The sequence below is a fragment of the Stenomitos rutilans genome, assembly GCF_059505485.1.
The window spans coordinates 1-25,576 of record NZ_JCACKR010000136.1 but is presented as its reverse complement, the minus strand read 5'-3'; the positions used below and the strand labels follow the sequence as shown (position 1 = coordinate 25,576).

The 25,576-nt window shown below is 49.9% G+C and carries 33 protein-coding genes; 9 read left to right on the top strand and 24 right to left on the bottom strand.

Annotation, left to right across the window (positions count from 1 at the left end):
* Window positions 1-68: 68 nt before the first annotated feature.
* The 4 genes from AC5JLP_RS28280 to AC5JLP_RS28265 all read right to left on the bottom strand — a co-directional run bounded on the left by AC5JLP_RS28280 (window position 69) and on the right by AC5JLP_RS28265 (window position 3,387).
* Window positions 69-590 (bottom strand): M23 family metallopeptidase, encoded by a 522-nt coding sequence (locus tag AC5JLP_RS28280; protein ID WP_496071183.1) that lies wholly within the window; start codon window positions 588-590, stop codon window positions 69-71.
* 327 nt (window positions 591-917) lie between these two features.
* A complete protein-coding gene (locus AC5JLP_RS28275; RefSeq protein ID WP_496071182.1) occupies window positions 918-1,703 on the bottom strand; it encodes an Rpn family recombination-promoting nuclease/putative transposase in 786 nt (261 codons plus the stop codon).
* Window positions 1,704-1,783: 80 nt separating this feature from the next.
* On the bottom strand, window positions 1,784-2,218 hold the full coding sequence (locus tag AC5JLP_RS28270; RefSeq protein ID WP_496071181.1) for a hypothetical protein: 435 nt from the start codon (window positions 2,216-2,218) through the stop codon (window positions 1,784-1,786).
* A 68-nt stretch (window positions 2,219-2,286) separates the two neighbouring features.
* Window positions 2,287-3,387 (bottom strand): ImmA/IrrE family metallo-endopeptidase, encoded by a 1,101-nt coding sequence (locus AC5JLP_RS28265; RefSeq protein WP_496071180.1) that lies wholly within the window; start codon window positions 3,385-3,387, stop codon window positions 2,287-2,289.
* Window positions 3,388-3,448: 61 nt separating this feature from the next.
* Here AC5JLP_RS28265 and AC5JLP_RS28260 point away from each other — a divergent pair, with 61 nt between their 5' ends.
* The 4 genes from AC5JLP_RS28260 to AC5JLP_RS28245 all read left to right on the top strand — a co-directional run bounded on the left by AC5JLP_RS28260 (window position 3,449) and on the right by AC5JLP_RS28245 (window position 4,974).
* Window positions 3,449-3,622 (top strand): YjzC family protein, encoded by a 174-nt coding sequence (locus AC5JLP_RS28260; protein WP_496071179.1) that lies wholly within the window; start codon window positions 3,449-3,451, stop codon window positions 3,620-3,622.
* 233 nt (window positions 3,623-3,855) lie between these two features.
* Window positions 3,856-4,026, top strand: a complete 171-nt coding sequence (locus AC5JLP_RS28255) for a YegP family protein (protein ID WP_496071178.1) — start codon at window positions 3,856-3,858, stop codon at window positions 4,024-4,026.
* Between the two features lie 115 nt (window positions 4,027-4,141).
* Complete coding sequence (locus AC5JLP_RS28250) at window positions 4,142-4,354, top strand: KTSC domain-containing protein (RefSeq protein ID WP_496071177.1); 213 nt, start codon at window positions 4,142-4,144, stop codon at window positions 4,352-4,354.
* A gap of 32 nt (window positions 4,355-4,386) precedes the next feature.
* Window positions 4,387-4,974, top strand: coding sequence for a Uma2 family endonuclease (locus AC5JLP_RS28245; protein ID WP_496071176.1), 588 nt, complete (start codon window positions 4,387-4,389; stop codon window positions 4,972-4,974).
* Here the strand turns inward: AC5JLP_RS28245 and AC5JLP_RS28240 are convergent.
* The 9 genes from AC5JLP_RS28240 to AC5JLP_RS28200 all read right to left on the bottom strand — a co-directional run bounded on the left by AC5JLP_RS28240 (window position 4,971) and on the right by AC5JLP_RS28200 (window position 12,516).
* Complete coding sequence (locus AC5JLP_RS28240) at window positions 4,971-6,341, bottom strand: restriction endonuclease subunit S (RefSeq protein WP_496071175.1); 1,371 nt, start codon at window positions 6,339-6,341, stop codon at window positions 4,971-4,973. The genes AC5JLP_RS28245 and AC5JLP_RS28240 overlap by 4 nt on opposite strands.
* Window positions 6,342-6,381: 40 nt before the next feature.
* Entirely contained in the window at window positions 6,382-6,600 is a 219-nt protein-coding gene (locus tag AC5JLP_RS28235) for a UPF0175 family protein (protein ID WP_496071174.1), read from the bottom strand.
* Window positions 6,597-6,947: a nucleotidyltransferase family protein gene (locus AC5JLP_RS28230; RefSeq protein WP_496071173.1), complete on the bottom strand. Its 351-nt coding sequence runs from the start codon at window positions 6,945-6,947 to the stop codon at window positions 6,597-6,599. The genes AC5JLP_RS28235 and AC5JLP_RS28230 overlap by 4 nt, the downstream gene beginning before the upstream one ends.
* A 4-nt stretch (window positions 6,948-6,951) precedes the next feature.
* Window positions 6,952-7,587, bottom strand: a complete 636-nt coding sequence (locus tag AC5JLP_RS28225; RefSeq protein WP_496071172.1) for a type I restriction endonuclease — start codon at window positions 7,585-7,587, stop codon at window positions 6,952-6,954.
* Window positions 7,587-9,371 (bottom strand): class I SAM-dependent DNA methyltransferase, encoded by a 1,785-nt coding sequence (locus tag AC5JLP_RS28220; protein WP_496071171.1) that lies wholly within the window; start codon window positions 9,369-9,371, stop codon window positions 7,587-7,589. Before AC5JLP_RS28220 ends, AC5JLP_RS28225 begins: the two co-directional genes overlap by 1 nt.
* A gap of 7 nt (window positions 9,372-9,378) precedes the next feature.
* Window positions 9,379-9,621 (bottom strand): type I restriction-modification enzyme R subunit C-terminal domain-containing protein, encoded by a 243-nt coding sequence (locus tag AC5JLP_RS28215; protein WP_496071185.1) that lies wholly within the window; start codon window positions 9,619-9,621, stop codon window positions 9,379-9,381.
* On the bottom strand, window positions 9,561-11,783 hold the full coding sequence (gene hsdR / locus AC5JLP_RS28210; protein ID WP_496071184.1) for an EcoAI/FtnUII family type I restriction enzme subunit R: 2,223 nt from the start codon (window positions 11,781-11,783) through the stop codon (window positions 9,561-9,563). Before hsdR ends, AC5JLP_RS28215 begins: the two co-directional genes overlap by 61 nt.
* A gap of 130 nt (window positions 11,784-11,913) precedes the next feature.
* Window positions 11,914-12,378, bottom strand: coding sequence for a thermonuclease family protein (locus tag AC5JLP_RS28205; protein ID WP_496071170.1), 465 nt, complete (start codon window positions 12,376-12,378; stop codon window positions 11,914-11,916).
* Complete coding sequence (locus AC5JLP_RS28200; RefSeq protein ID WP_496071169.1) at window positions 12,379-12,516, bottom strand: hypothetical protein; 138 nt, start codon at window positions 12,514-12,516, stop codon at window positions 12,379-12,381.
* Between the two features lie 113 nt (window positions 12,517-12,629).
* On the opposite strand from AC5JLP_RS28200, the gene AC5JLP_RS28195 reads away from it, so the two are divergent.
* Window positions 12,630-13,259, top strand: a complete 630-nt coding sequence (locus AC5JLP_RS28195) for a hypothetical protein (RefSeq protein WP_496071168.1) — start codon at window positions 12,630-12,632, stop codon at window positions 13,257-13,259.
* A 135-nt stretch (window positions 13,260-13,394) separates the two neighbouring features.
* Here the strand turns inward: AC5JLP_RS28195 and AC5JLP_RS28190 are convergent, their stop codons facing one another.
* Window positions 13,395-13,811, bottom strand: a complete 417-nt coding sequence (locus AC5JLP_RS28190) for an aspartyl protease family protein (RefSeq protein ID WP_496071167.1) — start codon at window positions 13,809-13,811, stop codon at window positions 13,395-13,397.
* Window positions 13,804-14,019: a hypothetical protein gene (locus AC5JLP_RS28185; protein WP_496071166.1), complete on the bottom strand. Its 216-nt coding sequence runs from the start codon at window positions 14,017-14,019 to the stop codon at window positions 13,804-13,806. Before AC5JLP_RS28185 ends, AC5JLP_RS28190 begins: the two co-directional genes overlap by 8 nt.
* 96 nt (window positions 14,020-14,115) lie before the next feature.
* On the opposite strand from AC5JLP_RS28185, the gene AC5JLP_RS28180 reads away from it, so the two are divergent.
* From AC5JLP_RS28180 to AC5JLP_RS28165, 4 genes are read left to right on the top strand one after another with little or no spacing between them, the layout of a single operon-like run.
* Window positions 14,116-14,424 carry a hypothetical protein gene (locus tag AC5JLP_RS28180; RefSeq protein WP_496071165.1) on the top strand — a complete coding sequence of 103 codons (309 nt, stop codon included), beginning with the start codon at window positions 14,116-14,118 and terminating at the stop codon, window positions 14,422-14,424.
* 48 nt (window positions 14,425-14,472) lie between these two features.
* On the top strand, window positions 14,473-14,868 hold the full coding sequence (locus tag AC5JLP_RS28175) for a GIY-YIG nuclease family protein (protein ID WP_496071164.1): 396 nt from the start codon (window positions 14,473-14,475) through the stop codon (window positions 14,866-14,868).
* A gap of 3 nt (window positions 14,869-14,871) precedes the next feature.
* Window positions 14,872-15,081 carry a hypothetical protein gene (locus tag AC5JLP_RS28170; protein ID WP_496071163.1) on the top strand — a complete coding sequence of 70 codons (210 nt, stop codon included), beginning with the start codon at window positions 14,872-14,874 and terminating at the stop codon, window positions 15,079-15,081.
* 6 nt (window positions 15,082-15,087) lie between these two features.
* Window positions 15,088-15,225 carry a hypothetical protein gene (locus tag AC5JLP_RS28165; protein WP_496071162.1) on the top strand — a complete coding sequence of 46 codons (138 nt, stop codon included), beginning with the start codon at window positions 15,088-15,090 and terminating at the stop codon, window positions 15,223-15,225.
* 267 nt (window positions 15,226-15,492) lie between these two features.
* Here AC5JLP_RS28165 and AC5JLP_RS28160 read toward each other — a convergent pair whose 3' ends face one another.
* From AC5JLP_RS28160 to AC5JLP_RS28120, 9 genes are all read right to left on the bottom strand, one after another.
* Window positions 15,493-16,059, bottom strand: a complete 567-nt coding sequence (locus AC5JLP_RS28160; protein ID WP_496071161.1) for a hypothetical protein — start codon at window positions 16,057-16,059, stop codon at window positions 15,493-15,495.
* A gap of 72 nt (window positions 16,060-16,131) precedes the next feature.
* Window positions 16,132-18,540 carry a tetratricopeptide repeat protein gene (locus tag AC5JLP_RS28155; RefSeq protein ID WP_496071160.1) on the bottom strand — a complete coding sequence of 803 codons (2,409 nt, stop codon included), beginning with the start codon at window positions 18,538-18,540 and terminating at the stop codon, window positions 16,132-16,134.
* Window positions 18,537-19,874, bottom strand: coding sequence for an ATP-binding protein (locus AC5JLP_RS28150; RefSeq protein WP_496071159.1), 1,338 nt, complete (start codon window positions 19,872-19,874; stop codon window positions 18,537-18,539). The genes AC5JLP_RS28155 and AC5JLP_RS28150 overlap by 4 nt, the downstream gene beginning before the upstream one ends.
* Window positions 19,875-20,360: 486 nt before the next feature.
* Window positions 20,361-21,143 carry a hypothetical protein gene (locus AC5JLP_RS28145; RefSeq protein WP_496071158.1) on the bottom strand — a complete coding sequence of 261 codons (783 nt, stop codon included), beginning with the start codon at window positions 21,141-21,143 and terminating at the stop codon, window positions 20,361-20,363.
* A 34-nt stretch (window positions 21,144-21,177) separates the two neighbouring features.
* A complete protein-coding gene (locus AC5JLP_RS28140) occupies window positions 21,178-22,104 on the bottom strand; it encodes an HlyD family secretion protein (protein ID WP_496071157.1) in 927 nt (308 codons plus the stop codon).
* The gene (locus AC5JLP_RS28135) at window positions 22,101-23,201 is read right to left on the bottom strand and encodes an ATP-binding protein (RefSeq protein WP_496071156.1); all 1,101 of its coding nucleotides are present in this window, start codon (window positions 23,199-23,201) and stop codon (window positions 22,101-22,103) included. Before AC5JLP_RS28135 ends, AC5JLP_RS28140 begins: the two co-directional genes overlap by 4 nt.
* Complete coding sequence (locus AC5JLP_RS28130) at window positions 23,188-24,222, bottom strand: metal-dependent hydrolase (RefSeq protein ID WP_496071155.1); 1,035 nt, start codon at window positions 24,220-24,222, stop codon at window positions 23,188-23,190. Before AC5JLP_RS28130 ends, AC5JLP_RS28135 begins: the two co-directional genes overlap by 14 nt.
* Window positions 24,222-25,046 (bottom strand): ATP-binding protein, encoded by an 825-nt coding sequence (locus AC5JLP_RS28125; RefSeq protein ID WP_496071154.1) that lies wholly within the window; start codon window positions 25,044-25,046, stop codon window positions 24,222-24,224. Before AC5JLP_RS28125 ends, AC5JLP_RS28130 begins: the two co-directional genes overlap by 1 nt.
* Window positions 25,031-25,468: a hypothetical protein gene (locus tag AC5JLP_RS28120; RefSeq protein WP_496071153.1), complete on the bottom strand. Its 438-nt coding sequence runs from the start codon at window positions 25,466-25,468 to the stop codon at window positions 25,031-25,033. The genes AC5JLP_RS28125 and AC5JLP_RS28120 overlap by 16 nt, the downstream gene beginning before the upstream one ends.
* Window positions 25,469-25,576 lie beyond the last annotated feature (108 nt).

Genomic DNA, 25,576 nt, shown 5'->3' with positions numbered 1-25,576 from the left:
GCTGATGCTGAAGCGGCTTGCTGCCTCCCCTTGAGATCTCAAATGGGTTCTATAAGGTTGTGTCGAAGTCATCCTTGGGGAGAAGCAGTGAGTTGCTGCGGCTGAGGGTGAGCGAGATAGGCGATCGGGTTCACGGCTCCCTGTGTAGGAGTGTGGAGTTCAAAATGGCAGTGTGGACCTGTAGCGCGTCCCGTACTGCCCATGAGGGCGATGACTTCTCCTTGCTCAACAAGATCGCCCGCTTTAACGAGAAGGCGGCTACTGTGGGCGTAACGGGTTGTACTACCGTCCGTATGCCTGATTTCCACCAGATTGCCATAGCCACCACTGTGCCAGCCTGCAAAGATTACTTGTCCGACCGCACTCGCCACGATCGGCGTTCCGGTTGGTGCTGCAATGTCGATGCCTTGATGCAGCCTACCCCACCGCCAGCCGTAGCCAGAGGTGAGCGTTCCGTGCGCTGGGTAAATGAAGGCTGGATAGGGGTTGACCGCATCAGCCGTTGGGATGCTTGAGGGTAGAGCCTGGGTTGCTTGGGGAGCGATTGCCAGGAAGTACCCTAGAACAGCAAGGATGAGTAGTCGTTTCATGGCTGTGAGGAGTGGGTAAGTTCTCCTCACGTATTGCCCAACTGCCCATAGTGGCTAGGGGAATGGTACGGAATAGCTGTGATCGCCAGAGTCAAACTAAGCCTGCCGTTGAGTGATTTGTCTAACCTCTTCCACTGGCAGTTCCAAGATCTCTGCGACTTCTTCCAGGCTCAGACCCTTACTTAAAAGCCGGGAAACTACCTTGAGCCTGGTTTGACGCTCCAGGTCTTGGTAAATTCTGGTTTCTTCCAACGTTAAGCCCAGCAATGCTTGTACCTCTTCTCAATTAAGTTGAAAAATTTATAGACGACAGTCGTTTGAACAGTCTCAAGACTGCTGTTGAGCGATTCGACGGATCACTTGTACATTGATACCAGTCTGTTGAGCGATTTGTTCCGCCGTCATACCAGACTTAAGCAGCAATGGTACAGTCACTGCCAAAATTTCTTCCTGCCCCTCCTTTTTTGCTTCCTGATAGACTTTTGTTTCTTCTAAACTGATTCCTAGCATTGCTTCTACCTCTTCTCGACTTAAATCAGAAAACTTGTAGACGGCGATCGTGGTGACTATGTCTATTATCTCGTCTCTGGAAAGGATTCCTACTTCTTCTTGCTCTACCCGGTCAATCAATGTTCTGGCTTGCGCTGCCATTTGATTTTCGGGAGCGATCGTCAGTTGCATCAGGCTGATACCTACAGGTTGTTCGGTTGGGTCGCCCAACTCGTCCAGGTAGATGCACTGCACCTGATCACCGTTGAGCAGCGATCGATGCATCGTTGTGTTCTCTGGTTCGAGGCTGCGGGAGGGGAAGATAACGACCCCGTACCAGTCATCGTAAAGGGTCTGGTTACGGTAGAGGTAGAGCAGGGATTCCGAGAAGAAGCGATGGTAGAGGGAGTCGTCTTTTTGAAACTGGACTTCGCAAAAGAAGACAATTTTGGGTGTGGCATCTTCGGGCGGCAGGAAAACGCCATCAATGCGAAAGGTGGGTTCTTTGACCTCAACGGACTCGAAACGGTAGCCGCGTAGTTGGAGAGGGGGCTGATCGAGGAGGGTAAAAAGAAGTCCAGGGAAGCGTTTAAAGATCTGATAGAAAATAGCGTCTCGTCGCACGGGGTGAAGGGAGATGAGGGTGCAAGGTTGATTGTAAGGGCTGGGGTGATCGTGGTTTTAGCCACAAACGAGATCATTCTTTAGTGAAGTGATTTCTGGTCAGAGCAACCTAGCTTTTGTCGTAGCTCTTCCAGTTCTGTTTTTGGTAGCCAACGGTTCAATTGCTCAAGAATTTGAAGCCAGTTACATAGTTGTGCAACCGACCTTAGCTGAAGATTGTGAACCTGCTCAACGATCCATAGCATCCCGTGAAAGGGGACTTCTTCTTCAATGCAGACAGATCTTAAAGGCTGTTCGTTTGTTAATAATGTATGTCCAAAGGTCTTTGCATGATGGAGATTTAGGGCATCTTGAAGGCTCAATCTACCTTTTCTGTATTTCTGGGCAGCCTTAACCCCTTTTTGCTCTACTGTAATTTCCTTGACTCCTATCTGCCGAATATCTTCTACTAAACTGGGTTGCTTTGGATGTTCGCAATCGATCAATACCATATCCAAGACTTCTGCTATTCCCAAGCTAGCTAGAGTATCTAGCCCCTCAACACAACCCAGGTCTATCAGAATGTTTGCGTCTAGGAGAAAGATCAAAGCGTATTTTCCTCCATCCAATCATTCAATTCTTCCCGCACATCTGTAAGGGGCTTTCCTAGAATCTCTGCGGCTCTGGAAGCTGTAATTTCCTGTCTAATTAGCGCCAGATATACCAACCGCTCCAGCCTAGTTAAACCTGGTGGTTTAGGTAGAGTAGGTTGCTCAGCATCAAAACCATACTTTTTGTTCAGTATTCCTAACTGTTGCCCCATCTGCTTTTGGCTGATGATGCCAACTTGTTCTGCACGGCGTAAAACGGTTCTCAAGCTAACACCGTATCGACGTTTCAAATCAGCTAAAAGTGGCTCTGGTAGCCAGCGGTTGCGGTAGGAATGAAGTTCTTTACGAAGAATATTCTCCGACAATAGAACAGCACCTGATAGATGGTCTGCCGCCTTCTCACGCGGATCTTTCTTATTGCGGGTCGATACTAATGGCTCTAAACCAGTCTTATACTCTTGACGATGAAAAATTAGATGCGCTAATTCATGCAAGGCAGTAAAGAATTTCCGTTCGGTTGGATGATTTTGATTGATAAAAATCACAGTTCCTAACCTATTGGTATAGGCGGAAAAGCCAGAGATCGCCGTTGGTAAGGGATGCAGAATAACTTTGAGTCCTTTCGATTCCAGCAATGCCAAAGCATTACCTAAGGGTGAGGATTCACTGACCCCAAGCCAATCGCGTACATCCCTAGCAATTTCTTCAACAACGTAATCGTTGTAGCCTTCCAAAGGGCGCTGTTCTGGCAGAACAGGCAATTCTTCCAAGATTTTCTCGATGGCTGCGTAGTTAGTCGCTTTCTCAGTCAAAGATGCTTGAAGTGTAGGTGTGAGAGCAGACGGCTCATCTGCACGGAATAACAGACAGACTTCTGGCTGGGCTACTTCATCCGCTGCTTCTAAATTCAACAGAAGTTCTACAGACACACCAAGCTGCTTGGCAATCTTTGTCAGTTGCACCAATGAGGGATCTCGATCGCCCGTTTCCCAAGCTGCAATGGTCTGACGAGTCACACCAATCTTCTGCCCTAACTCTTCCTGAGATAGCCCTACTTGCTCTCGACAGGCACGAATTGAGTTAACATTCAACATTCATTTTTTGATCGTGTATAATAGATTTTGTTAACTAAATATAACATCGAAGGAGGTGTTTATGGCATATTCGCCAGGGCAGATCGCCCTTGTGAGCGGGCAGTACACAGTGATTGCCCCTAGTGGGCGATCCGCTGGTCGAGAGGTAACAGTGACGAAAGGTGAACCCTTTCCCCCTGCGCCTAGTTCCGGTTACACCTATGTGATCGCCGACCCGACCAAACACAAACGATAAGTGGCTTGCCCTCCAAATTGCACGAGAGACAAGCCACTTTTTGTTAGGTAACAAACGATCGCTCAGCGTCAACTGAGCGATCGCCCTTATTTCAGGATATCAGGCAATGGAAGGGTTCTTCAGTTAACTGAGTCACGTTTTGGCTTCTCCATCAGCAGGAATGTAACGCCAAGCGTCTCTAGACTCGTCGTCCAACTTACACCCCTATCTTCTATTATTTGGAGGTTTTGTCAATGTTGAGCTTTTCAATTTATCAAGACAATCTGCGCCAATACCGTTGGCGGCTCAAAGCCAGCAACGGTCAAATCATTGCTGATTCGGGTGAAGGCTATATCAATCGTTCTGATTGCCAACACGCCATCAGCTTGATTAAGCAATACGCTCCTGCTGCAACGGTTCAGTAGTGCGCGATCGCGTCATCGATTTGACCATGCGAAACAGTCGGAGATTGCGTCTAAAAACAGCTCCAACTGTTGACATTAATGTGATCACATTCCTGAAAATCAGAGGCATTTAACCATGCAACGTCAAGCAGTAGTATCCAGCGATTTGCAGAGTGTCGGCTACGACGAAGCCAGCCGAGTGTTAGAAATTGAGTTCAAAAATAACACTGTCTACCAATATTTCGGTGTCCCTGCTGGAGAACACCGAGGGTTGATGAGCGCCGCTTCTCATGGCAAGTATCTTCATGCCCATATTAAAAATGCTTACCCTTATGAGCGGGTTCGGTAAAGTTAGATAAGCTGCTACATTGGGAAATCGCAATGATTGCAAATTCAGGCTTCCCCAGAATGACTCCCCAAGAGTACTTAGTGTGGGAAGAAGCTCAACCTCTGCGCTATGAATACTTCAACGGCGAAGTCATGGCGATGACCGGGGGAACGATTCCGCACAATCAAGTGGCAGTGAACCTATCGGCGCTGCTCAAGTCGCATGTGCGGGGAAAGGGCTGCAAGGTGTTGACCAGCGATGCCAAAGTAGCCGTGTCTGAAAGTGGTCCGTTTCATTACGCTGATGTGTCTGTGACCTGTGACGATCGCGATCGCACGGCACGGCAATTCATTCGCTATCCCTGCTTAATTGTGGAAGTGTTGTCACCTAGCACCGAAGCGGTTGATAGAGGGGAAAAGTTTCGCCAGTATCGCCGGATTGAAACGTTGCAAGAATATGTGTTGATTGATCCCGATCGTCCAGGGTTGGAATGCTATCGCCTGAATGAACGGGGCAATTGGGAACTGGTGCAATCAATCGGCAGCGAAGCGAATCCCGAAACCACTAAAGTTTATCTTGCCAGTCTGGATTGTCGATTCCCGTTAGCACTGCTCTATGAAGATGTCGAGCTTCTACCCTAAAGTTCGCCCTTAAAGGCTTTGTCCAAAATCGACGGTAACAGCGCATTGAGTTCTGCTTCTGTCTCTGTTTGCAGTTGCTTCAGCCCATCGACTTTGGCTTGCAGGTCATCCAGGTAAGCAACAATACAGTGTTGTTCGGAGAGTGGTGGAATCGGAATAGTAAGCTTTTCTAAATCCTTAAGATTCATATTGGGCTGAGTTGTTTGTGTCGTACCTTCCAGCGCAACTTTTTTTGTATAGTTCACTGCACAGTGGAGGAATTCTGGCGTAACCTTGTCTTGAAATGGCGTGATACCAACAATGCTGTCTGGAAAACAAGACTCGAATGTGAGAATCCCAGTCACTCCAATTGTCGCCCCTGTAATGGCGATAACGACTGTTCCAACTGGAAACAATCGACTAATTTTCAACCCGTCTTCATTGAGAGTCTGAGTGTACTGTCGGATGTATCGATTCGAGCTAGAAATATCTCCGATTTGAATAAATGGAATTTCACCACCATAGAATCGTGGTTCATTTCGTGGGCGGTGAGTAAATTTTCCTCGCGCAACCTCAGCAGCTTGTTTTAACGGTTTAGATTCCCATCCAGAGACTTGCATTTGCTGATCAAAGGTTTGTACTAAGGCAGAGTTGAGAAGCAATGCTGCTTCCTCTAATGCCGTCGATCGCAACTCCCTTGCCTCTTCCACTTTCCCCGCCAACTCCTCAACCCGCGCCACAATCCGCCGCACATCTGCCAGTAATGGTGGTAAAGTTGGTAGCTCTAATGACTTATCACCTGATTGTCGTGTTTCAACAGCTTCCAAAAACTCACAGATTTGATTTTGAAGTTCAATGTCTGGAATTGGTAGCAAAGTTTCCCGTATAAGTTTCTGACTAATATTTGGTTGAGCACCACCGAAACTAATATTTAGAAAATCTTGTCTCTTAGATCGAAAAAACCAAAATAAAAACTGATTGCTTAGGTTATCTACTATTGGTGTTACAGCGCAAACAGCCTGGTTAGAGGCAGCATCAAGACCAAGAATACCAGTCTTTCCAACTGTTGCCCCATATAGCGCGATAACGAGAGTTCCTTTTGGGTAAATCTTTGCTGAAGAGTTTTCTAGACCTTCCTCGGTAATGTACTCTTCAACTGAATCAATTAAACCATCATTTAGTTCACCGGACTTGATCCAAGGAATTGAGCCGCCGTAGTAGGAAGTTTGCCCTCGATCTGGGGTTCCACCTGATGTGGTTTCTGCGACCGAAACCAATACGTAAACATGCGTACCAGCTTGTTCCAATGCCTGAAATATCAGTTTGGAGGCTGCAATCAGAGTTGCATTACCCAAATAACGCTGTTGAGATGCCGTTAACTTAGGCATTAATCACCTATGCAAGAACTGTTGGTGACAACCTCTGCCATTAAAGCAACATCTCCTGCGCCAAGTCTTCAGGTGAGTAATTAACAACTGCAACCCCTAATTTACTCACTAGCTCAATAAACGTTGCTTTAGAGTAGCCTGCCAATTTTGCTGCTTGACCGATCGAAAGCTTTTCGGTTTCAAACAGTTTGACTGCCATTAAAAACTTAGCGTCCTCTGGCAAAATTCCAGATGGTAATTCAATCATCAGAGTACTCATCGCCGTTTCTCCAAAATGAATTGTGTTCCCTGATAAATTACGGTAGCCATATGTAAGATTTCTTGGCGGCGCAGCCAATTGGGGCTTTGCTCGATCGTCTGTGTTTCAATCACATCCACCTCTCGACCCACCAGGGCTGCAAGCTGGTGTTGCAGCTCCACCAAATCCAGCAAACTCACCGCCGCATCGGGCGCAAACGTCACCAGCACATCCACATCACTCTCTGGGCAAAAGTCATCCCGCAACACCGAGCCAAACAGGGCAAGCTCAGTGATGTGCCACTGCTGGCAAACGGTTTCGATTTGCGCGGGTGATAGTTGCAGGCGATCGTAGAGTTGCTGGTTCATGTTTTTACTGCCCCATCAGCCGTGCCAGTTTCTTTAACACCTGCAACGCCGCTTGCCATTCCTGGGTCAGCGTATAGAGCGAAAACACCCGCGATAGGCTGTACTGTCGCTCTGGTTGCAATACGAGCTTGATAAACAATACATCATCCCCATTCGTTAACATCCCAAATTGGGGTTTCTCTAAATCTGGCGTTGCCATCATATACGCCAACGCCTGCGGCAACGCCGATCGCGTGGAAATCGTCGTCTTTTTCGATTCCAATACCAGTGTCCAAAACTGTCGCTGCATAATCAACACATCAATCCGCCCTCGCAAAATTTCTTGCCCATCTGCCACGGTTACTTCCACACCCGCTTCTGCCTGCATCCGAAACGGCGGATCATAAAACCCCGGCAGTTCCAGCAAGGGCGATGCCACCAACAGCATCACCGAGCCTTCCAGCAAATCGCCTTCAGCCCGATGGTACAGCAGCCGTTTGCGCATAATTTGCAGCTTCGCCCGTTCCGCCTCACTGAGATCGGGTAACTCTTGCTGCCACTCGCTAAAAAACTGCTCATCCTCAACCCGATGTAACCCAAACCGGGCTTCCACCTCTGCCAAGCTTTTCACCGCATCCGTTACAGCAATCATTCGCGCCACTAGGGTTCCTCCTCTGCCGATGGTTTGGTTTTGAGGACATCTTTAATTTCGCTCAAAATCTCTAAGATGCGTTGTTCTTTCTGCCAGATGTCGGCAACCAACTGCTCTGGCGGCAAATGTTCAAAGTCGGTTTGGGCATTGGGGTTCTTCTGATCCAGGTTGTAGATATACCAGTACAACGAGTCGCCCGTTGCCTGCTCCCGTTTGGCAAACTCTCGCTGCTCTCGCTCCGTTGTCTGAAGCTTTTTCTGCCGTTGCTTCAGCGTCTGGATTTGCTTGGGGGTGTCTGCCTGCTGAATCTGGGTTTCTAGCTCCTTGCTTTGCCGCACCGCTTGATTGGCGATCGCCTCTGCCTGTTTCACCGCATCCCAGTGGGGTTGAGCCTCCGCTTTCGCCGTTTGGTAAATGGCTCCAAAGTCATACGTCCAAGCCTGCTCATGCTCGGTGCGGTCATGCCACCAGGTCAAGCACGCCTCAAAATCCCCATCCTGCATCGGCTTGGTTTTGGAGTAGTTTTTCTTCCCCTCCGGTAATGCCACCTCGTAATACCAGATCGTCTGCGTAGGTCCCGATGCATCAAAAAACAGCAGATTGGTAGGGATGCTGGTGTAAGGCGAGAATACCCCATTGGGCAAGCGGACGATCGTATGCAGGTTGTACTGGGTCAGCAGCTTCTCCTTGATTTTGGCGCACACCCCATCCCCAAAGAGGGTGCCGTTGGGAATGACTACACCCGCCCGCCCTGGTTGGGGTTGCCGCTTGAGTAAGCGCATGATCAACTGAAGAAAGAGCAGCGCCGTTTCAGAAGTTTGGGTATCGGGGGGAAAGCTCTTTTTAATGCTCTCCTCCTCCTCACCGCCAAACGGAGGATTGGTCAAAATCACATCCACCTGATCCTTTACCCCCAACTGGTTGAGGGCTGTGGCAAGGCTGTTTTTCCGCTCCACGTCGGGATACTCCACCCCCCGCAGCAACAGGTTCATCTGCGCCAGCATATAGGGCAACGATTTTGCCTCCACCCCCGATAAGCTGGTTCGCAGCAGCTTCCAGTCCTTCGGCTGACACTGCTGCTTCAAGTGGTCGTATGCTTCTACCAAAAAGCCAGCCGTCCCACACGCCGGATCGTGGATGGTATCGCCTAGTTGCGGGTCTAGTGCCTTGACCATAAACCGCACCACCGGACGGGGTGTATAAAACTCGCCGGAATCCCCCGCCGCGTCCCGCATCTCCTTCAGCATCGACTCGTACAGGCTGCTGAGGATATTTACCTCTTCAGAACTGTCAAAGTGAATCGTGTTGATCTTGTTGACGACATCGCGCAGCAACGCGCCGCTTTCCATGCGGTTGCTCACACCCTTAAAGACTTCCCGAATTACATCCTTGCGATCGCGCCCGGTCTGGCTTTGAAGGCTGCGTAAGTAGGGCAGCAAGCCTGCACACGTTGTACCATCCCGTAACGTCGCCTCATCATTGCTGATGAACCGCTGGAGGTCATCGCCACTCATCCCTTCGTCATCGGCTGCCCAATCGCGCCACCGATAGGGGGCATCAATCACAGGCTCGTAAGCCGCACTGGTGCCTTCTAAAACTGCCTCTTCCTCCCGAATCTTCTCCGTGTCATCCAGCAGCTTTAAAAACAAAATCCAGGTCAACTGCGGCAAGCGATCGAGTTCCCCATTTAACCCTTTGTCCTTCCGCATGATGTCTCGCGCTGACTTAATCACGCTGCCCAGACGCTGTGCCGTGGTAACAGGAGTCTCACTACTGGTCTTCCGTTTTGCCATGAACCCTCTACGCGGAATACAACAAAGCCTGGAGTTCGTCGATCGCCGCTTTCAGCGACTCCGCGCCCCCAAACAGGGCGGCAATCTCACGCACATTACCATACTTCGCTTCCACCGCTTTCACCTTCAAGGCGGCTGGTAGCACAAGCTGTTCCGGTCCACTCTCGGTATAGCTCTGCAACAACACTTCTAAAATTTCCTTAGCATCGCTGCCGTACTGTTCAAAAAAGCTAGGATTCCGGCTTTGCAGCCGTTCTGCTCGTTGCCGACAGGCAAAACGGGCGCGTCAAAGGCAAGGTGACAGAGCAAATCAAAGGGGTCGGCATCTGGTTGATTCGTCACACGCTTCAAATCCTCAAAATCAATGCCGCGATCGCTGAGCTGGTCAATAATCTCCGATCGCTGCTCCGAGCTAACCCAGCGCTGTTGGATGTCAAAGACAGAGCGATACAACGTGCGAACCTGTTCCTTTGTGTAGTCCACTAACTTGAACGATCGCAAACGGTTGCCGTTAGGGTCAAGTTGATAGACCACCTCGCCAATCACCTCGCACGCCCCGCCATCATAGAAAAACTTGCGCGGCAGGATGTCCTCATCCTCTGGAACACCTGTAAAGCCTCTGGGCGCTGCGTCATCCGCCTCAAACTCAGCATCATCTGCAAAGTCTACCAGGTCAATCCCATCCTCTGGTAAAGCAGGTTCAATCACTTCATCCGTTCCCGCTACCGTCTGCCCCTCGTCGTCCATTGCCTCGTTTTCAATCCGGGCAGGCTCCCCATCAAACGCTGGATCGGCGAAGAGGCGGGTGCTGTTGGTGTAGTCCAGAATCTCAAACGAGAGTTTCCCTTTCTCCTCATAGACGCGGGTGCCCCGTCCCACGATCTGTTTGAAATCTGTCATAGAGCGAATCACCCGCACCAGCACCACGTTTTTGCAGGTGGGCACGTCAACCCCTGTTGAAAGCAACTTGGACGTTACGGCAATCACCGGAGACTCTTCCAGTACATCCATAAACTTGTAGAGTAGCTGCTTGCCCGTTGCCCCAGCGTCAGAAGTCATCCGGCTCACATAGTCAGGGTACTGCTGCACCAGATCAGCATTGAGGTTGTTGAGGGCTTCTACCATCTCCAGCACATGCGGCTCATCCACACAGAAGACAATGGTTTTGCCAAAGCGACCATTTTTTTTCAGAGTGTTGGTAATGTGACGCGCGATCGCCATTGTCCTTGCTTTCAAGGCTACCGCCCGCTCAAAGTCACCCGTTTGATACTCCTGGTCACGAATCGTCCGCCCGTAGCGATCCAAATCATCGGCACTAGGCCGCCAGCCCAACGCATCGAAGGTCGTTGTGACGCGATGCACCTTGTAAGGAGCCAAATAGCCATCCTCAATCCCCTGAGCCAGAGAGTAAGTGTAGAGGGGATTGCCAAAGTAGCGATAGGTGTCTACGTTGTCATCTCGCTGAGGCGTTGCCGTTAAGCCCAGTTGGTAGGCAGGTCGGAAGTAGTCCAAAATCTCTCGCCAACTGCTTTCATCCCTGGCGCTGCCACGATGACACTCATCCACAATAATCAGGTCAAAAAAGCCAGGGCTGTAGTTTTGATAGATGCCTGGTCGAGTTTTATCGCCTGCAAGTGCCTGATAGAGCGCAAAGTAGATCTCACGACTCTTGATCACTTCCCCTTGAATTTTGTGGACGATGTTCTCATCAAAGGCAGCAAAGTCCTTGCGAATGGGATCATCCACCAACACGTTGCGGTCTGCTAAAAAGAGAATTCTGGGCTTGCGGTGTTCATCTGTGGCGTTCCAGCCCATCGTCCACAGCTTCTGAGAGATTTGAAAGGCAACAGACGTTTTGCCTGTGCCCGTTGCCATCGTCAATAACAGCCGCTGCTGCCCACCGAGCATCGCTTGTACCACTCGGTTAATGGCAATCCGCTGGTAGTAGTGGGGCACTCTCCCACCTGTTAAATCAAATGGGGTCAGGAGTTTAGCGGCAACGTCCTCACTCAAGCCCTCTGCCTGTTTGTAGCGTACCCACAGGTCAGCCGGAGAGGGGAATGCCTCCATTGAAGTCATCAACCCCGTAGTGAAGTCAAACTCTACGATGCCCGTACCATTGGTTGAGTAGGCAAACTTTAGCCCCAGCAGGACGGCATACTCCTTCGCCTGCTGTAGCCCATCTTGTGGCGCTTTGTGTTTACGTTTGGCTTCTACGACTGCCAACGGATAGTCGCGCGTATAGCAGAGCAGGTAATCGGCGTACTTCCTTTTGCGGCGGCGATCGCGCCCGCCAGTAGTCAAAATGCGTCCCGCGTCGATCGGATATTGCTCCGTGATGAGGTGGGGCACTTCCTCCCACTCCTCTAACTTTGGTAGGACGTACCTGCGGCAGGTGTCAGCTTCATTCATCACGATTTAACCCTGTCCTGAATAGTTGCTATTGAAAGCAGATGCCGCCCTGCTCAGATCCTGGCACTGCAATGAAGTAATGTCATCCTTAGTTTTCACAAGTCCACACCTGGAAAACATCTTGAGCAAGCTATTGCCGCTTGCGATAGTCCCAGGGCTTGACTGCATTGGCAACAGACCAGACACCCAACCGTTTCGACTGCGCCTCAGCTTCCGCCTTAACCAACCCTGAACGCCCATTCGGGCAGCGATCGCTATACTTTGCATAGTGATAGGCCATCCCAACGCGAACCATCTCGTCATTCAGAACTTTTTCTTGCTCCGGCTGCTGCGGGGTTGGGTCGGGAACAAACACTTCTGCCACCCTGCGCCCATAGCGATCAATGTCATTGCCGTACAAAATTACCTGATTCCCAGCACTGGCAATGAACTGACGCAACTGATTCCGACTCTCCACGCCCAATGACTGCGCTAATTCTGGCGCGTCAATCCCACATAATCGCACCTTCACCTTCTGCCAGCCTTGCTGCACGGTAAGGGTGTCACCATCATGCACATTGATCACCGTTACCAACTCACTTTGGGCACGGGGCAATCATCCCAGCGCGGGTGAGGGAATGTCATCACCCGATCGCCCTGCCTGCGACTGCTGCCACAACGAGGAACCGTAGAGCCAACCCACGATCGCGATCGCAGCTATAGGCAGAAGATTCAGCAGCGCTTTGGCTTTCATTCCGTAGCTTCCCCGATGTCTCTCAAATGGATTGGTGAATACAGGTTTGAGAGTTCCCCACTCTCTAGCATTCCTAAAGGGGGGACACTTACCCTATTTCAATCCATTCATCCATGAACACAACTCTTGTGAGGACAGCGGCAGTTCTCGGTCTGACGTTGGCGATCGCCCCTGCCCTGACTCAACTTTCTGCCTCCGCTCAACTGGCTCAATATCCACCCTTTAAGGATGCCGAGGGCAATGTCTACCTTGCGCCTGGTAGTGCCAATGCCGAAGTTGCCGTTACCTTTGGGTCGGTCGAAAAGCAAAAGGATGTCAAGGCAGATGCTTGCGGCACCGTCCATCTGACTCCTTCCAGCTCAATTCCCTTGTCCACTGCCTTTAAGGTCGATGGTGTCACCGTCAACCCTGCCTCCCTCATCTCAGACATCCTGCCCAAGTGTGTGAATGGCAGTCTGGAACAGCCTCGCGCCACTAACTTCAAAACGGCAGACGGCAAAATTCACATCGTCGGCAAAACAGCAGGCTCTTACTACAAGCTTGCCTACAACTCGGCGGTAATTCGGAAGGTGAAATCGAATGCGTGTGGCATTGCACGGATGGGTAGCAGTGCGTCTACACCACTCACAGCTACGACTGTCTTTACAGTGGGTGAAACCAACTATACCTATGGGCAACTGTCTACCAAGACTCCCTGGCGCTGTTCCAATGGTGTGACGTATCAACCTTATGGGGGGAGCTAGTTTCAGTCTTTACCAAGAGCCTTTGAGCCTCCCGATCGGGAGGCTTTTTGATGACGTATCTGAATATATGGAGCGTTCGCGCAGCGTCTCGAACGAGAATCGTTGCCTGCCAGGAGCAAGCCACATCAGAGCTTGTCATGCTTTGGGGCGAACTTCAAACACAAGCTGCGATCGATAAAAACAGACATCAAATTCCAGGAAAAAATTCATCCGACCCAACAGTAGCGGTGCGTCATCAGAGGCGCTCCAGGCAAACACCAACCGCACTGGAGCAAAAGCGCCAATTTTTGCAGCGACCAGCAAACCACGCGCCTCAACTGCTGCTAAATTGCCAGCCAGGGTTACAGAAGTGGTCTGTTCTTCCCACACGGCACCAAGCTGCACCCCAATGCTATAGGGCAAGACGTTGACGCTTGCACCCGTATCTAACAGAGCTGAAACGTCCACCGAACGATCGCGATAGGTGAGGGATAGCGGTAGTTGTGGGAGTGCATCGGGTACGCCGAAGGCATCCAGGCGTTCGGTGAAGCTGAACCGCTGAAGGTCAGTCATTGGGTGCGGGTTGCTCCGATGCCAACAGTTGAGCCAATTGGTGCGCGGCTCCATGCGAATCGAGTGGAGACCACAGTGAGTAAGTTGCCCCCGACTGAAGGGTTGGTTCCTCTTCTTTAGCGAGTTCGGCGATGAGAAACTGCATCACTTTCAGTTTGTCTGCACGCGGCAGGTTTCTCAGGGTTGGAAATAGCTCCACTACGGTCATAGGGGTTGGAGGAACGCGCTACCCTTCTATTCTTCCACAGTCATCAGAAGATGAGCGAATGAGTGATGCCGCGATCGCACTCAAGCACTGCGGCAAGTGTCTGAACGGGTCGATCAACTCAGTGATCGCACAATGCAAAGCAACCTCACGGCATCGGCGGCGATTCTGGCTGGGCTAGTATTAGATAGAGCCTTGATGAAGCGCATTCTCAGGAGGGATCTGATGCAGGAATCCGTTATTTATCAAGACATCCTGGAAGAAGGGGAACAAGCGAAAGCCCAACGCATCGCCCTCAATTTGCTGCGAGAAGGAATGGCGATCGACGCGATCGCACGGGTCACGGAGCTGTCTGTTGAGCCAAGCCAACCGCTTCAAAGCACACAGGCTCAAGCCGATTCAAAATAGGCAATGCTACCCCTACAAGATCAGTCCTAACGTCCCACTCCAAACGCTATGGAGGAGTACAATGCTGGCAGGGTGAAAGAGGCTGAACAAGCGACAATGAGTGCAAGGGAGATTTTGAACTATCTTGCGTTTTCAGCCTTTGAGCAAGCGCTTGAAATTACGCGTGAGTTTGATTCCTTGCCGAAGCGTCCGGGGGTCTATGCCGTCCGCCACCGCAGCCAGGGCGTTCTGTATATTGGCAAGACGAACAATTTAGCCACTCGTTTTAATGGTGGACACAAAGCCTTTCTATGGGCATGGCTCGATCGTTATCCACCGGCTGATGTGCGAATCATCTTTTACACACTGGATCGTTGGGGAAATCCCGCTTTATTATCAGAGGTAGAAGCGGCACTCCTGAGAGCAACCGAACCACCCTACAACGCCCAGATCCCAATGGAGTAGGTTATGCCAGAAACGAAGCCATACGAGCAACTCTCATCCACGGCTGGGCAAATCATTTTGGAGCAGCTACCAGAACGAATCAAACAGGCTGTCATGGCACGTGCAGCTGAAATCGATTATCCCATTGAGGCAGTGATTGAAATGGCGATCGCAGGCTACCTCGATCCAAACGCGATCGGGTTTGTGGATTGCAAGCCCGATCGCAAAACCTGAAATGGCTTGTCCCCCAAGCGCATTGCCCTCAAGCTGCCGCGAGAAGGGATGGCGATCGACGCGATCGCACGATTCACGGAGCTGTCTGTTGAGCCAAGCCAACCGCTTCAAAGCTCACAGGCTCAAGCTGATTACAATAGGTAAGCGGCTTTTTAATATCTTGTTCTGGGATAAGGCAATAAGGGTTTGGTCGTCTTTCCTGTAGATAGAGATGGAGATGATGAGGGTTGCAACGCTCAAAACCTTTCCTACGACAGTAAAACACTTGTAATTGTTGAGCTGACTAGGCAATAAAACGGAACCTCCAGTGCAACGGACAAGCTCACTTGCTGCCAGAAGGCGGAGCGAGGAACGAGCGTAGGCTGTAGGCGGTCGGGTTGCAGCGCCTTATTCGGCGGCTGTTGATGACATTTAACGCCACTCGATGACTGCAATTCCAGCGGATTCGGCTAGTGCGTGCAAATGAGATACGGTGCTGCGACGACAAACTATGACTGCTTGCGCTGTAGAGTTGATGCACTGTCTGTACAAAAGCACTTGTCCGATGGCGTGGAACAAGGTGGAGCGAGACAAAATGTGCTTCACCTCGTAAATAATCTCTGGCGTAACAATGTCAGCAATACCAGCTAAACACGGCACTTGTGTTTGTGTATCAATGCCTTGCTGTTTGAGATGTTGCACGAACTCTTGTTCTAATTTCGCTTCTTCGCCTGTCTTGTCAACAGAATTCTTAAACTTTTCTGCAATCGGCTTTTTCCATATTCTGTCCCCGCAGCTTAAACTATGGAATATCCACGAACCCACTTCTTCTTCATAATCAATGAGCGGGACACAACCTCTTTCTACACAATAGCGGAACACCTCGGTTTTTAGTTCTTCGTCAAGAAATGAGTATTCTTGAAATAAGAACATAGGTTCGACTTTGCCATTGCAGGTGATAATCTCAATTTGAGAGCGTGGCTCTTTCTTGTTCTCCATACTTTGATTATCTCGCATCCTACCAAGCCGCGCGCAGCCGCCGAACGACCAAGATGAGCGGCGGCAGATGACCTATGCATCGTCACCAGGATTTCTAAACCGTCCGCTCCATCGACTTGTTAGCCCCTGCAACCACTGCAAAGAATGGTTATTCCGTTCAATCTTATCTTCTGTATTGTCTCCACCCCAAATCAATGCTTGAAACCTTTTATCTCGTCGCAGTGTCCTAAATGCTGGATTTGTTTTTGCCCATTCTCGGACATCATGGGGACTCAACTCAATTGCCCGTTCCAAATCTGCAAGTGCCAAATCAGTATTTTTCAACCAGCTATATGATGAGGCTCTATACATTAGAGCCTCACATAAATTCGGATTAATGTCTAGTGCTTTGTTATAGCTAGCAATTGCTTCCTGTAATTGTCCTAATTGGTCTAAAGCATCTCCGCGTTCAAACCAAGCTTCATACAAAGTTGGTTCAATCGAAATCACCCTGTCGTAACTATTAATTGCTTCCTTTAACTGCCCTAATGCTTTGAGAGCATTTCCTCGATTAAGGAGAATTTGAAAACAGAGTTTTTCATCAACTTCTATTGATTGATAAAAACTGATTGCCCTATCATAGTAACTGAGAGCTTGCTCATATTGCTTCAGGTTCTGTAATACGTTGCCAAAAGCACCCAAAGCAATAGCTTGGCTATAGCGATCTCCAATTTGCTGAAAAATTTCCAGTGCTTGATGGTAGCAAGTGATTGCCTGCTCTACATTAGATGCTCTTTCACCTAAAATACGAGCCGCAAAAATATCACCAAGGGACTTGAGAGTATTAGCTTCACCTAAACGCGCACCAATTTGCTGAAAAATTTCCAGTGCTTGATGGTAGCAAGTGATTGCCTGCTCTACATTAGATGCTCTTTCACCTAAAATACGAGCCGCAAAAATATCACCAAGGGACTTGAGAGTATTAGCTTCACCTAAACGCGCACCAATTTGCTGAAAAATTTCCAGTGCTTGATGGTAGCAAGCCATCGATTCTTCAACATGATTAAGAAACACATGAGTATCACCGACAGCCTTTAAGGTATTAGCTTCTCCTAAACGATCGCCGATTAAGCGATAAATTTCTAAAGCTTGTTGATAATAGGCTATGGCTTCATTGAATAAACTAAGGGATTGTGATACATGACCAATTGCATTTAAGGTATTAGCTTCCCCCAAGCGATCGCCGATTAAGCGATAAATTTCTAAAGCTTGTTGATAATAGGTTTGAGCTTCACTAATATTTCTAAGAAACTGGAAAACATCACCAATCGAATTTAAGGTGTTGGCTTCCCCCAAACGATTACTAATTGAGCGATGCAAGAGCAACGCTTGCTGGTAATACTCTTGTGCATCAGTATACCTTCCTAGGAACTGATATGTATCACCAATAGCTTGCAGTGCGTTTGCCTCACCCAAACTATCCTCAACTGATTGGTAAAGTATTAAAGCTTGTTGATAGTACCTCTGCGCTTCGTTATATTGACTTAGAAATTGATATACATCACCAATTGACCTTAAAGTGTTTGCTTCGCCATTACGAGCAGTCATTTTTTGATATAGAGACAAAGCTTCTTGATAAGAATTTAGTGCTTCGTAGCTGCGTTTTAAGAATTGATATACATCACCAATTGACTTTAAAGTGTTTGCCTGCTCAATCTGATTCTTTATGTTTCTGTAAAGTGCTAAAGCTTCTTTATAAAAGTCTAGTGCTTGATCATAACGGCTTTGTATAAACAACCGATATGCTCTCTCCTTTAATGAATTGGCTTGAGTCTTAGGGTCTAACTTTAAATGACTACCACTACCCACACTGATTTGATCCCCTGAGATCTCCCCTCCTATCCTAATGTCTCCTGAAATACTATTAATATTGATTTGATCTCTTCCATAATTGTTGTATTGGCGACCCTGAACTACTTGAGAATCAACATCTGAAGAAAAATCAAAAACCCCAGCACTCCAATCAAAGAAATCAGGCGCACGACGAATAATATATTTGACAGCAAAAGTAGGCAGAATAAATACAAAGCAAATGTTCTTGAAATGATCCCGAAAAAGCTCACGTCTTTGGTTTAAGTGGCTGAGAATACTAGGTACAGTATCTATGTTGTAATAATCGCCTTCACCACCGTAGCCAGGTTTAACATAAGGCTTTAGAGATTCCTCCAAACCTTGAATAAAGAGAATGTTTAGGCTCTCCCGACCAGGACGATTTTTGATAAGCTCGTACAAGTTTTCAATTGGTTCATCTAGTCTCAAAACAGCTATCCGTTTCTGAGGCAAGTCATCCTGAACTCGCTGGATCACGCGATTAGATTCTGCTGAAGAGCCTTGCACAAATACAATTCCAAAGCCCTTACGTCTTGAGAGGGAGCGAAGAAGAGATTGGTAAACCTCCTCTTTAGAAGGTGAAGTATCTTCGGATGATTTGGCGAGACTCATAGAGTTTGAATCCTAGCGAGCGCATCTTGGAACCTCGGAATCCTTTCAATTAGAGGATGAACGTTACACCAAACCTGAAGGGCTTCATTCTCATCATAGTACCGATACTCCAGCAAGCATCGATTTAGCAGCAACCGTAGGTGTTCCCCGTCATTATTTGCTTCCCTAGCTTGATATACCCGTGCCAAAACCTCCCACTGATGCTCCTGCACCGTTTTTCGGTAGGTTTCCCGCGTCTCTTCAATTGCACGTTTTGCTGCCTTTGCCGTAATTGGTAGTTCGTCTGTCCAGTCGATCGCCTTTTGGACTAACTGCATCAGATTTCGTACATGACCTCCACTCATCAGACACAGTAATTTGAGAGTATCAGGGCTATCAAACACAGCTGGAGTATCAATCCCGTTTATCCCTCCTTCTAGGGTCTGTACAAGGTTTGGCTCTATCAGTGCCACACGCCGACAGATTAATTCACGCAACTTTCCTAACCCGGATGAGTTTTCACTACCGTCCCGATTTCGTACCATCACCATAGGCAGGACATCAGGGGTGTCATAATTGTTTTCGAGTTGAGTTGCGCGCCCCTTTGAGTAAATCATCGCAATCGGAACTGTATAAATTACATGGCAAGTCAAGCCGCGCAGCATCTCGCTACGGTTTAAATAAATTTCATCATAGTTGCTTGGTTTTCCTTCTTCTTGTGTTTCTACAATTCGATCAAGGTTGTCAGCAATCATAACAATCCCTCGGTTATCGGTGGGCAAAGTCTTTTGTGCTTCTGTAATAAAATCGTTGAGAGCTGCTACTAAAGATGGGGTATTCGCATTAATCTTTTGGCGAAGTTCACGCCGCTTGTCTGGCGTGGCTCTCAAGTTAGCAGTGATCTTGGCAAACTGAGAAATTTGACCTTCTAAACTTAAACCTTCAAACGAAATTTCTGTCAATGCTAAGTCTTTGAGAGATTCCCACCTTTCCTTCATCCAATTCAGCAGAGGATTGTGATTTTGAAGCTTGATTGCTTCTACAAGATGGCGGGTACAAGCAAAGAGAATATCTGCATATGCAGCATCTTGCGGTTCGATGTCCTCATCATCTGCTGCAAAGTAAACTACGAAGTATTTCTGCTGTTCCAAATATTCCTTCAAACGCAGAAGTTCTGTGGATTTGCCTACGCCACGATGCCCTGAGTAAAGCTGACAAGTTGGTTGCTTGGAGCGGGTAATCTTGCGCCCCAGTTCCCGAATAATCTCCCATCCACCTCGAACCTCTTGGCATTCGACATAGGCTTCCTTCGATGGAGGCTGAAAAGGTTCAAAGGAACTGTAAATTTCAGTCAACAGGTCTAACGTCACAAGCTACCTCAAACAGCACTGTATCCATAGGTATAGCCTATAGCCAGAGGATTTGAGCAAGATGCTTTAGGGCATGTCTGTATTTGAAGAGATGCTGGCTTTCTATAAGCAACCTTGCGAACACGCCACCACCGAAGATCTAAGGGGGCTAACTATTAATAGACGGAAACTTTCTGCCTATGCTAGCTGATTTGGTTGAATAGACTGAATCATTCTGCATAACACGCTGCTCTGGGAGATCGGCAGAAACTTTCTACATAACACCTCGTTTCAAGTTCGACAGAAACTCCACGCTGGTCTTTGATGCCTACCAATACCCTCGTTACCCAGGAAAAGTCTTGCGACCAAATCACCCATCCGTAGGAAAATACTACACTTTGTGTAGTCATCCGGGAAAATTCTGTCTGCTTTCTAGAATTTGCTAATTCAAATAGAGAGGCAGACTGCGTTGGAGTCGATCGCTCCACGCCCCTACTCTTCTCCCGCCCCCAATACCAGCAGCTTGATCCGTGCCATCTGCGATCGCAACCGCGCCCACGCTTTAAACGTCTCTGCCTTCTGCCTGTCCAGCGCATTCAGGTTGCCCAAAAACTGCGTCGTCTCGCCCTGCCCAAACCGATAATCCACCTCAATCAACCGCTGCCGCAGCACCTCACGCTTTGAGATCTCTTGCGCTACCTGAAAGTCTCGCCGGAGTACGTCAAAGTCTAGAACCTGCAACATCACCTGTTCCCGGATTTTGTCTGCCAGGTCAGCCCGTTGCTTCTCCACCTCTGCCACCTTCACCTGCAAATCCGCGATCGCAATCTGCCGAGACTGCGCTGCCGGATCGCCACCGATGGCATTGCGAAACAGCGGTACACCAATCAACGAGAGGACTTCGTTAATGGCACCTGTGGGCTTGACAAAGAAATCAAACACCCGATCGAGTAAGCCTCGCTTACGGGGTTGCTGCCCCTGCTGTACAGGCACATCCTCCAGCTTCAGATAGCTCTGCACCAACGGTTCAAACACCCCCAACGCGATCGTCTTCTGGTTATTCTTGCGGGCTTCCTCAATCTTGGTATTGATCACCTCGATGCGCTGGTCAATGGCTTTTAGTGTTTTGGAACGGTCGATCGCCGCTGTCTGCAACTGCCCAATGCACGTATCAGAAGCCTCCAGGCAGGGCAAATCACCCAGCATCGACTTCCACAGGTCATCATTCACCCGCATCTGAATCAGCTTATCAAGTGAGTCCCCCGCTGGATTCAAGGGGTTCGTATCGCCCTGTAGCTCGGCTGGCTCATCAAGGGGTTCTGCCTCCGTCTGCTGGGTTGGAACTGGGAGAGACGGTTGGACTGGGGGTGACTTGGATTGCGCTAGGGCGTGAACTGTCATCAGTGACAACCAGCACCAGCTCAACAGCAAGGCTCTGATCAGTCTGACCCTGGAACTTGAGACGCGAGATTTTGCCTGCATACGGACTCCTGACCGCTGAAAGTGTGGATAGTTGGGTTTCGACCTGGGACAACTGCCCCTCAACCTGGGCAAGCTCTCCCTGTTGTTGTATTTCCTGCTGCCGGAGCGCGATCGCTCGTTTCGACATCTCTAACGAGTGCTGGTACTCCTGGAACTGGCGATCGCTCTGAGCCTTCGCCAGCTTGCCCCTGGACAGTTCCACCTCAGCAAGAGCCTGGTCTACCTCACGTTGCTTTTGTTCAAGTACAGCTTGCTCATGGGGCACGGTCGCTTCTGGTACTTCGTTCTTAGGCAGCGATTGAATCAGGTCTAACTTACGCTGCTGTTGTTCCTTCGCCTGCTGTACAGCCTTCGCCTTCAGTTTCAGCCGTTCCACATCAGCGACCTCACCCAACACTGAGGCAGTCGGTAAGCCGCTGACCTCTGGCACTGGTAACGCCATCTGTGCCTTCAGCCGTTTGATGCGTTGCTGCAACTCTCGCTGCTGGAACGCCAACCGTGTCTGATCGCGTACCCTGTCCGCCAGAATCTGACCGGGAATGACCGTAGCGCCTTCCTTCACCTTCAGGTCATCAAGAGCCGCTAGCGTCAGCTTAATTTGAAACCGTCGTTGTGGCGCGGTATCGACACTCTCAGGTGATACGGGAACTGTCGCGCTGGGAGTGGGCAATGATTGCGAGACAGCTTGAGCCGAGCAGCCTGAAAGGATCAGCGCAATACCCCACCAGCAATAACGAGCCACGTACTGTCTCACTGAAGTCTCTCGTAATAAGGAACAATATCAACCTGCTTGGCATCCGTCCCCAACCGACAGAGCGCCTGGAGTGGTCGCAGCCCGGCAACCTTCACTTCAGCAAACCGGAACTTCTTCCCCACCTTTGACACCTCCGTTTGATCGACTGGCAGCACCAGCTTGGTACTAGAGTTCCCAATCACATCCGCTGACAAATGCCGTTCGGATTGTGATGCCAGCACTAATGCCAAGCCGTACTTCCGACCATCAGCAATGATGCGATCGCAGGCTGAACCCGTGCCTTTGGGCATTTCCTTCGCCTCGTCGATAAACAGGAACGTGCGCGGTAGCTTCCCTGCCATCTCACCCAGCAGCCGATGATTGTCCATCAGTTGCTTTGCCAGCGACTCAGCCGCGATCGACTGAATTGCTGGAGGTAGCTTGTGCAGGTCAACCCGGATATGCTTGCCCTCCATCGGAAACTGTGAGCGACTGAACACGCCATATTGAAACGTTGCCGCCAGCTTCAGCTTCAGCCGTTGCGACTCCTTACAGCCTTCCTCAATACGAGCTGCTAGTTCCGTTTCAATGTGAGCAAAGTTGGGCGCTTCCTTCGTCCACGTCGCCTGGTCGTCTTGAACAATGCCCTGCTGCTGATAGCACGTTCCAATCACATCCAGCAGCATTCCCTCTTGATTGGGACCCATTTGAAGCGACCGTTTCAGTACCGCTGCCACCGCGATCGCCTGCAAATTCGGTCCGTCCCCTTCCGGGTCAAGGTTTACCGTGAGCGGGTTGATGCCCCACGGAGAAGCCATGTGGAGCGGAAAAACTGTCTCGCCCTCGATATCCTGATCTCCATGAAAGTCAATTAAAATTTTTTGTGCGCCTATATATATAGTTCGCAGCGCAAAACAAATTCCTTTGAGGGTTTGCGTTTTGCCACTACCCGAAGCACCAATACAGACAATGTGGGCATTCGGCAGGGTTTCAGGATTCCAGTACACCCCTTTCCCTAACAGAATGCCTGCGGTCTGGCTCTCTTCTGCCTGGGCAGTACGTTTCACTGGCAACGTCGCAACGGGCGGTAAAGGCTTCTCGACTTTACGGCTGAACATGGATGGTCCTCACGATTAGGTTTCCGGTCGCAAAGGCATCGCCCAACACTGCCAGCAGTTCACCAGGGGAGGCAGATTCCAGCTCCAGCACCTCACCGAACGCCTGTATGGGTTGGAAGTACTGCTTAGAGCTATGCAGTTTCACATCATCCCGATCGAGCGCGTCAATGGTGAGCCGTCCTGAGATGTAGGTGTTGGGCAGTTTTAGTGGGACGATCGCCGCTCTAGCAGACTGGTTATCAAGGAACGCTTCACGAGTCACCAAGGCGATGGATGTTCCAACTGTGACGTGTATCGTCTCCGGTGCAATCTGAGCCTCTGTACCGCTGCCAACCCGGTAGAGTCGCGCTTGATTGTCCTTCACGAGCAAGTCTTGACCTACTGTACCGATGACCTCATAGTTCCCCGCGATCGGCTGCTGAGTGATGGTATGCCGTCCCTGAATTTGGGCAAAGATTTGATGCTTGCTGCCTTCTCGCTGGTAGATTTCTACGGCTCCAGACTGGGAACCCAGCGCCTGGTCGAATGCCCGTAGTATGCCACCTGCACTATTGATGTTGATGCTGACGACTGCCACGAACACCAGTAGCGCGAGGACGAGTGATTCTGCCTTGCTGCCAGTAGACAATCTGAGCCGGGGGTTTGCTGGGATGACGAGCCGTGCCTGGTTGGGGAAGAAGGCTGCGACACCGGACTTACTGAACACATCGCCAAACCAACCCATCCAATAGCCAATCAGCAGCGCCCAGTAGAAATTAGGCTGACCGAAGTACCACAGTGGTAAGAGAACGATCGCTAGTAGTGCCGTCACCATGAAACTATGAGTCACGGAACGATGGGGAAATCTTGCCTCTAACCAGCGGCTCACGGGATAAAAGATTCTGCCTGGGACACTGCCAGTTGTATCAACATCGGGAAACTGTGAGGCAACCGCAGCCGTACCTAAGAGCCAGGGGTCAGCCGTGCCCATAAACAGAGACGTACTGGCGATCGCCAGGGCCGCATGAGTGACCGTGAGCATTAACCGCCTAACCTCGTTGATTTTTTGGGCAGTGAGTAGAAGAGGAGCCGCAGGATGCCCACGACCACGGTGAGGATGCCGCCAATGAGGTACATCGAGGTACTGTTTAAGCCGATGCCAATGACACGCACGATACCAAAGACCATCAGGGCGGCAATGAGGTAGGGTGTACCATCCACCCACTGCTGATGATCCGGTGCCGTGTCTTCCAGTCCCAGGTATTCTTCCTGAATGACCCGCTTTGCCAGCATGGGATTACCGCCGCAGCGCTGCTGGAGTCCTGCCAGTTGTGCCGTGCCGATACTGAGTCCGAGTTCCAGCGAGTGAGCCGCCATCAAATCTCGAATCTGCACATCGCTGAAGGGCTTGAGTTCCATACGCGGGAGTTTCAAAAAGATATCCTTTGCGGGTGGTGCCGTTGCCAGCAGCAGCAATGATTGTTTTTGCTCATGGAGAATTTCCAGAAACCGCCGAAACTCTGGCGTGTAGTGGTGGGCATCGTCACAGATGAGGAACGCTGTTTGCTCACGGAGAAAATCAGCGATCGCCGTTCGCAGCCCTATCGTCGTCAGGTTCTTTCCGGCTAAGTCCTGTGTCTCTACTCCCAACTGCTCCGCAAGGCGAGTTAATAGCTGTTTGGTACTGGCTGGTTGAGCCACGGCGACCAAGTAGCCTCCCTCCTGCAACTCTTGAGCGATCGCCTCACCCAGAATGCTCTTACCGATACCAGACTCACCCACTACCAGCAAACTGGAACTGGAACGTAGTACCGCTGTAATTCGCCGTTGCTCGGTTGTCCGGTAGATCTTTAAGCTGCTTGACATGGTTCTACCAACAGTCCACGCTGACGTTTCCAGTTGGCGATCGCGCGACGGCTACACGCTTCACCAGTGTGTGCTTTCACATACTCCAGCAGTTGGGGATAGGTCGTGAGTCCCTGGCTCCAGGCTTCATCTAGTAAGGCAGTCACAACGAGCGATCTCTGATTGCGATTCTGAGACTCAACCATTGCGGCGGCTTGCTCTGCCACTGCGACCAGCTCTCGTTCAACAGGCGAAAGGGGTACTGTCGTCGTTTCAACTGTCACCGTTTTACCAGCAGGCGGCAGGGCGATCGGGGTGGGTGTACCTGGCTCAAGCGGTGCGAGTTGCTCATGCGCCACTCGCACCGCTTGCTTAAGGAGTTGGAAGCTTAACCAACCAGTCGCTGTGAGCAGTCGTCTTAATGCCTTTAGTGTCAATTTCATCGTTAGTATCAGAGTGCAGTGTTCTACTGGTACTGACCAATAAGCTACTGAGACTAGTGGTCAGTCAATGATTAATTGACGGGTAGAGCCGATACAGTTTTACCCTGG

Bases quoted from the DNA above. Each gene is read 5' to 3' on its own strand.
- AC5JLP_RS28265 (WP_496071180.1), bottom strand. From the start codon at position 3,387: ATGTTGAATGTTAACTCAATTCGTGCCTGTCGAGAGCAAGTAGGGCTA.
- AC5JLP_RS28125 (WP_496071154.1), bottom strand. From the start codon at position 25,046: ATGTCAAGCAGCTTAAAGATCTACCGGACAACCGAGCAACGGCGAATT.
- AC5JLP_RS28280 (WP_496071183.1), bottom strand. From the start codon at position 590: ATGAAACGACTACTCATCCTTGCTGTTCTAGGGTACTTCCTGGCAATC.
- AC5JLP_RS28175 (WP_496071164.1), top strand. From the start codon at position 14,473: ATGGAGGAGTACAATGCTGGCAGGGTGAAAGAGGCTGAACAAGCGACA.
- AC5JLP_RS28160 (WP_496071161.1), bottom strand. From the start codon at position 16,059: ATGGAGAACAAGAAAGAGCCACGCTCTCAAATTGAGATTATCACCTGC.
- AC5JLP_RS28170 (WP_496071163.1), top strand. From the start codon at position 14,872: ATGCCAGAAACGAAGCCATACGAGCAACTCTCATCCACGGCTGGGCAA.
- AC5JLP_RS28245 (WP_496071176.1), top strand. From the start codon at position 4,387: ATGATTGCAAATTCAGGCTTCCCCAGAATGACTCCCCAAGAGTACTTA.
- hsdR (WP_496071184.1), bottom strand. From the start codon at position 11,783: ATGAATGAAGCTGACACCTGCCGCAGGTACGTCCTACCAAAGTTAGAG.
- AC5JLP_RS28220 (WP_496071171.1), bottom strand. From the start codon at position 9,371: ATGGCAAAACGGAAGACCAGTAGTGAGACTCCTGTTACCACGGCACAG.
- AC5JLP_RS28195 (WP_496071168.1), top strand. From the start codon at position 12,630: ATGAACACAACTCTTGTGAGGACAGCGGCAGTTCTCGGTCTGACGTTG.
- AC5JLP_RS28155 (WP_496071160.1), bottom strand. From the start codon at position 18,540: ATGAGTCTCGCCAAATCATCCGAAGATACTTCACCTTCTAAAGAGGAG.
- AC5JLP_RS28200 (WP_496071169.1), bottom strand. From the start codon at position 12,516: ATGAAAGCCAAAGCGCTGCTGAATCTTCTGCCTATAGCTGCGATCGCG.
- AC5JLP_RS28120 (WP_496071153.1), bottom strand. From the start codon at position 25,468: ATGAAATTGACACTAAAGGCATTAAGACGACTGCTCACAGCGACTGGT.
- AC5JLP_RS28135 (WP_496071156.1), bottom strand. From the start codon at position 23,201: ATGTTCAGCCGTAAAGTCGAGAAGCCTTTACCGCCCGTTGCGACGTTG.
- AC5JLP_RS28185 (WP_496071166.1), bottom strand. From the start codon at position 14,019: ATGACCGTAGTGGAGCTATTTCCAACCCTGAGAAACCTGCCGCGTGCA.
- AC5JLP_RS28230 (WP_496071173.1), bottom strand. From the start codon at position 6,947: ATGAACCAGCAACTCTACGATCGCCTGCAACTATCACCCGCGCAAATC.
- AC5JLP_RS28255 (WP_496071178.1), top strand. From the start codon at position 3,856: ATGTTGAGCTTTTCAATTTATCAAGACAATCTGCGCCAATACCGTTGG.
- AC5JLP_RS28260 (WP_496071179.1), top strand. From the start codon at position 3,449: ATGGCATATTCGCCAGGGCAGATCGCCCTTGTGAGCGGGCAGTACACA.
- AC5JLP_RS28190 (WP_496071167.1), bottom strand. From the start codon at position 13,811: ATGACTGACCTTCAGCGGTTCAGCTTCACCGAACGCCTGGATGCCTTC.
- AC5JLP_RS28130 (WP_496071155.1), bottom strand. From the start codon at position 24,222: ATGCTCACGGTCACTCATGCGGCCCTGGCGATCGCCAGTACGTCTCTG.
- AC5JLP_RS28235 (WP_496071174.1), bottom strand. From the start codon at position 6,600: ATGAGTACTCTGATGATTGAATTACCATCTGGAATTTTGCCAGAGGAC.
- AC5JLP_RS28240 (WP_496071175.1), bottom strand. From the start codon at position 6,341: ATGCCTAAGTTAACGGCATCTCAACAGCGTTATTTGGGTAATGCAACT.
- AC5JLP_RS28250 (WP_496071177.1), top strand. From the start codon at position 4,142: ATGCAACGTCAAGCAGTAGTATCCAGCGATTTGCAGAGTGTCGGCTAC.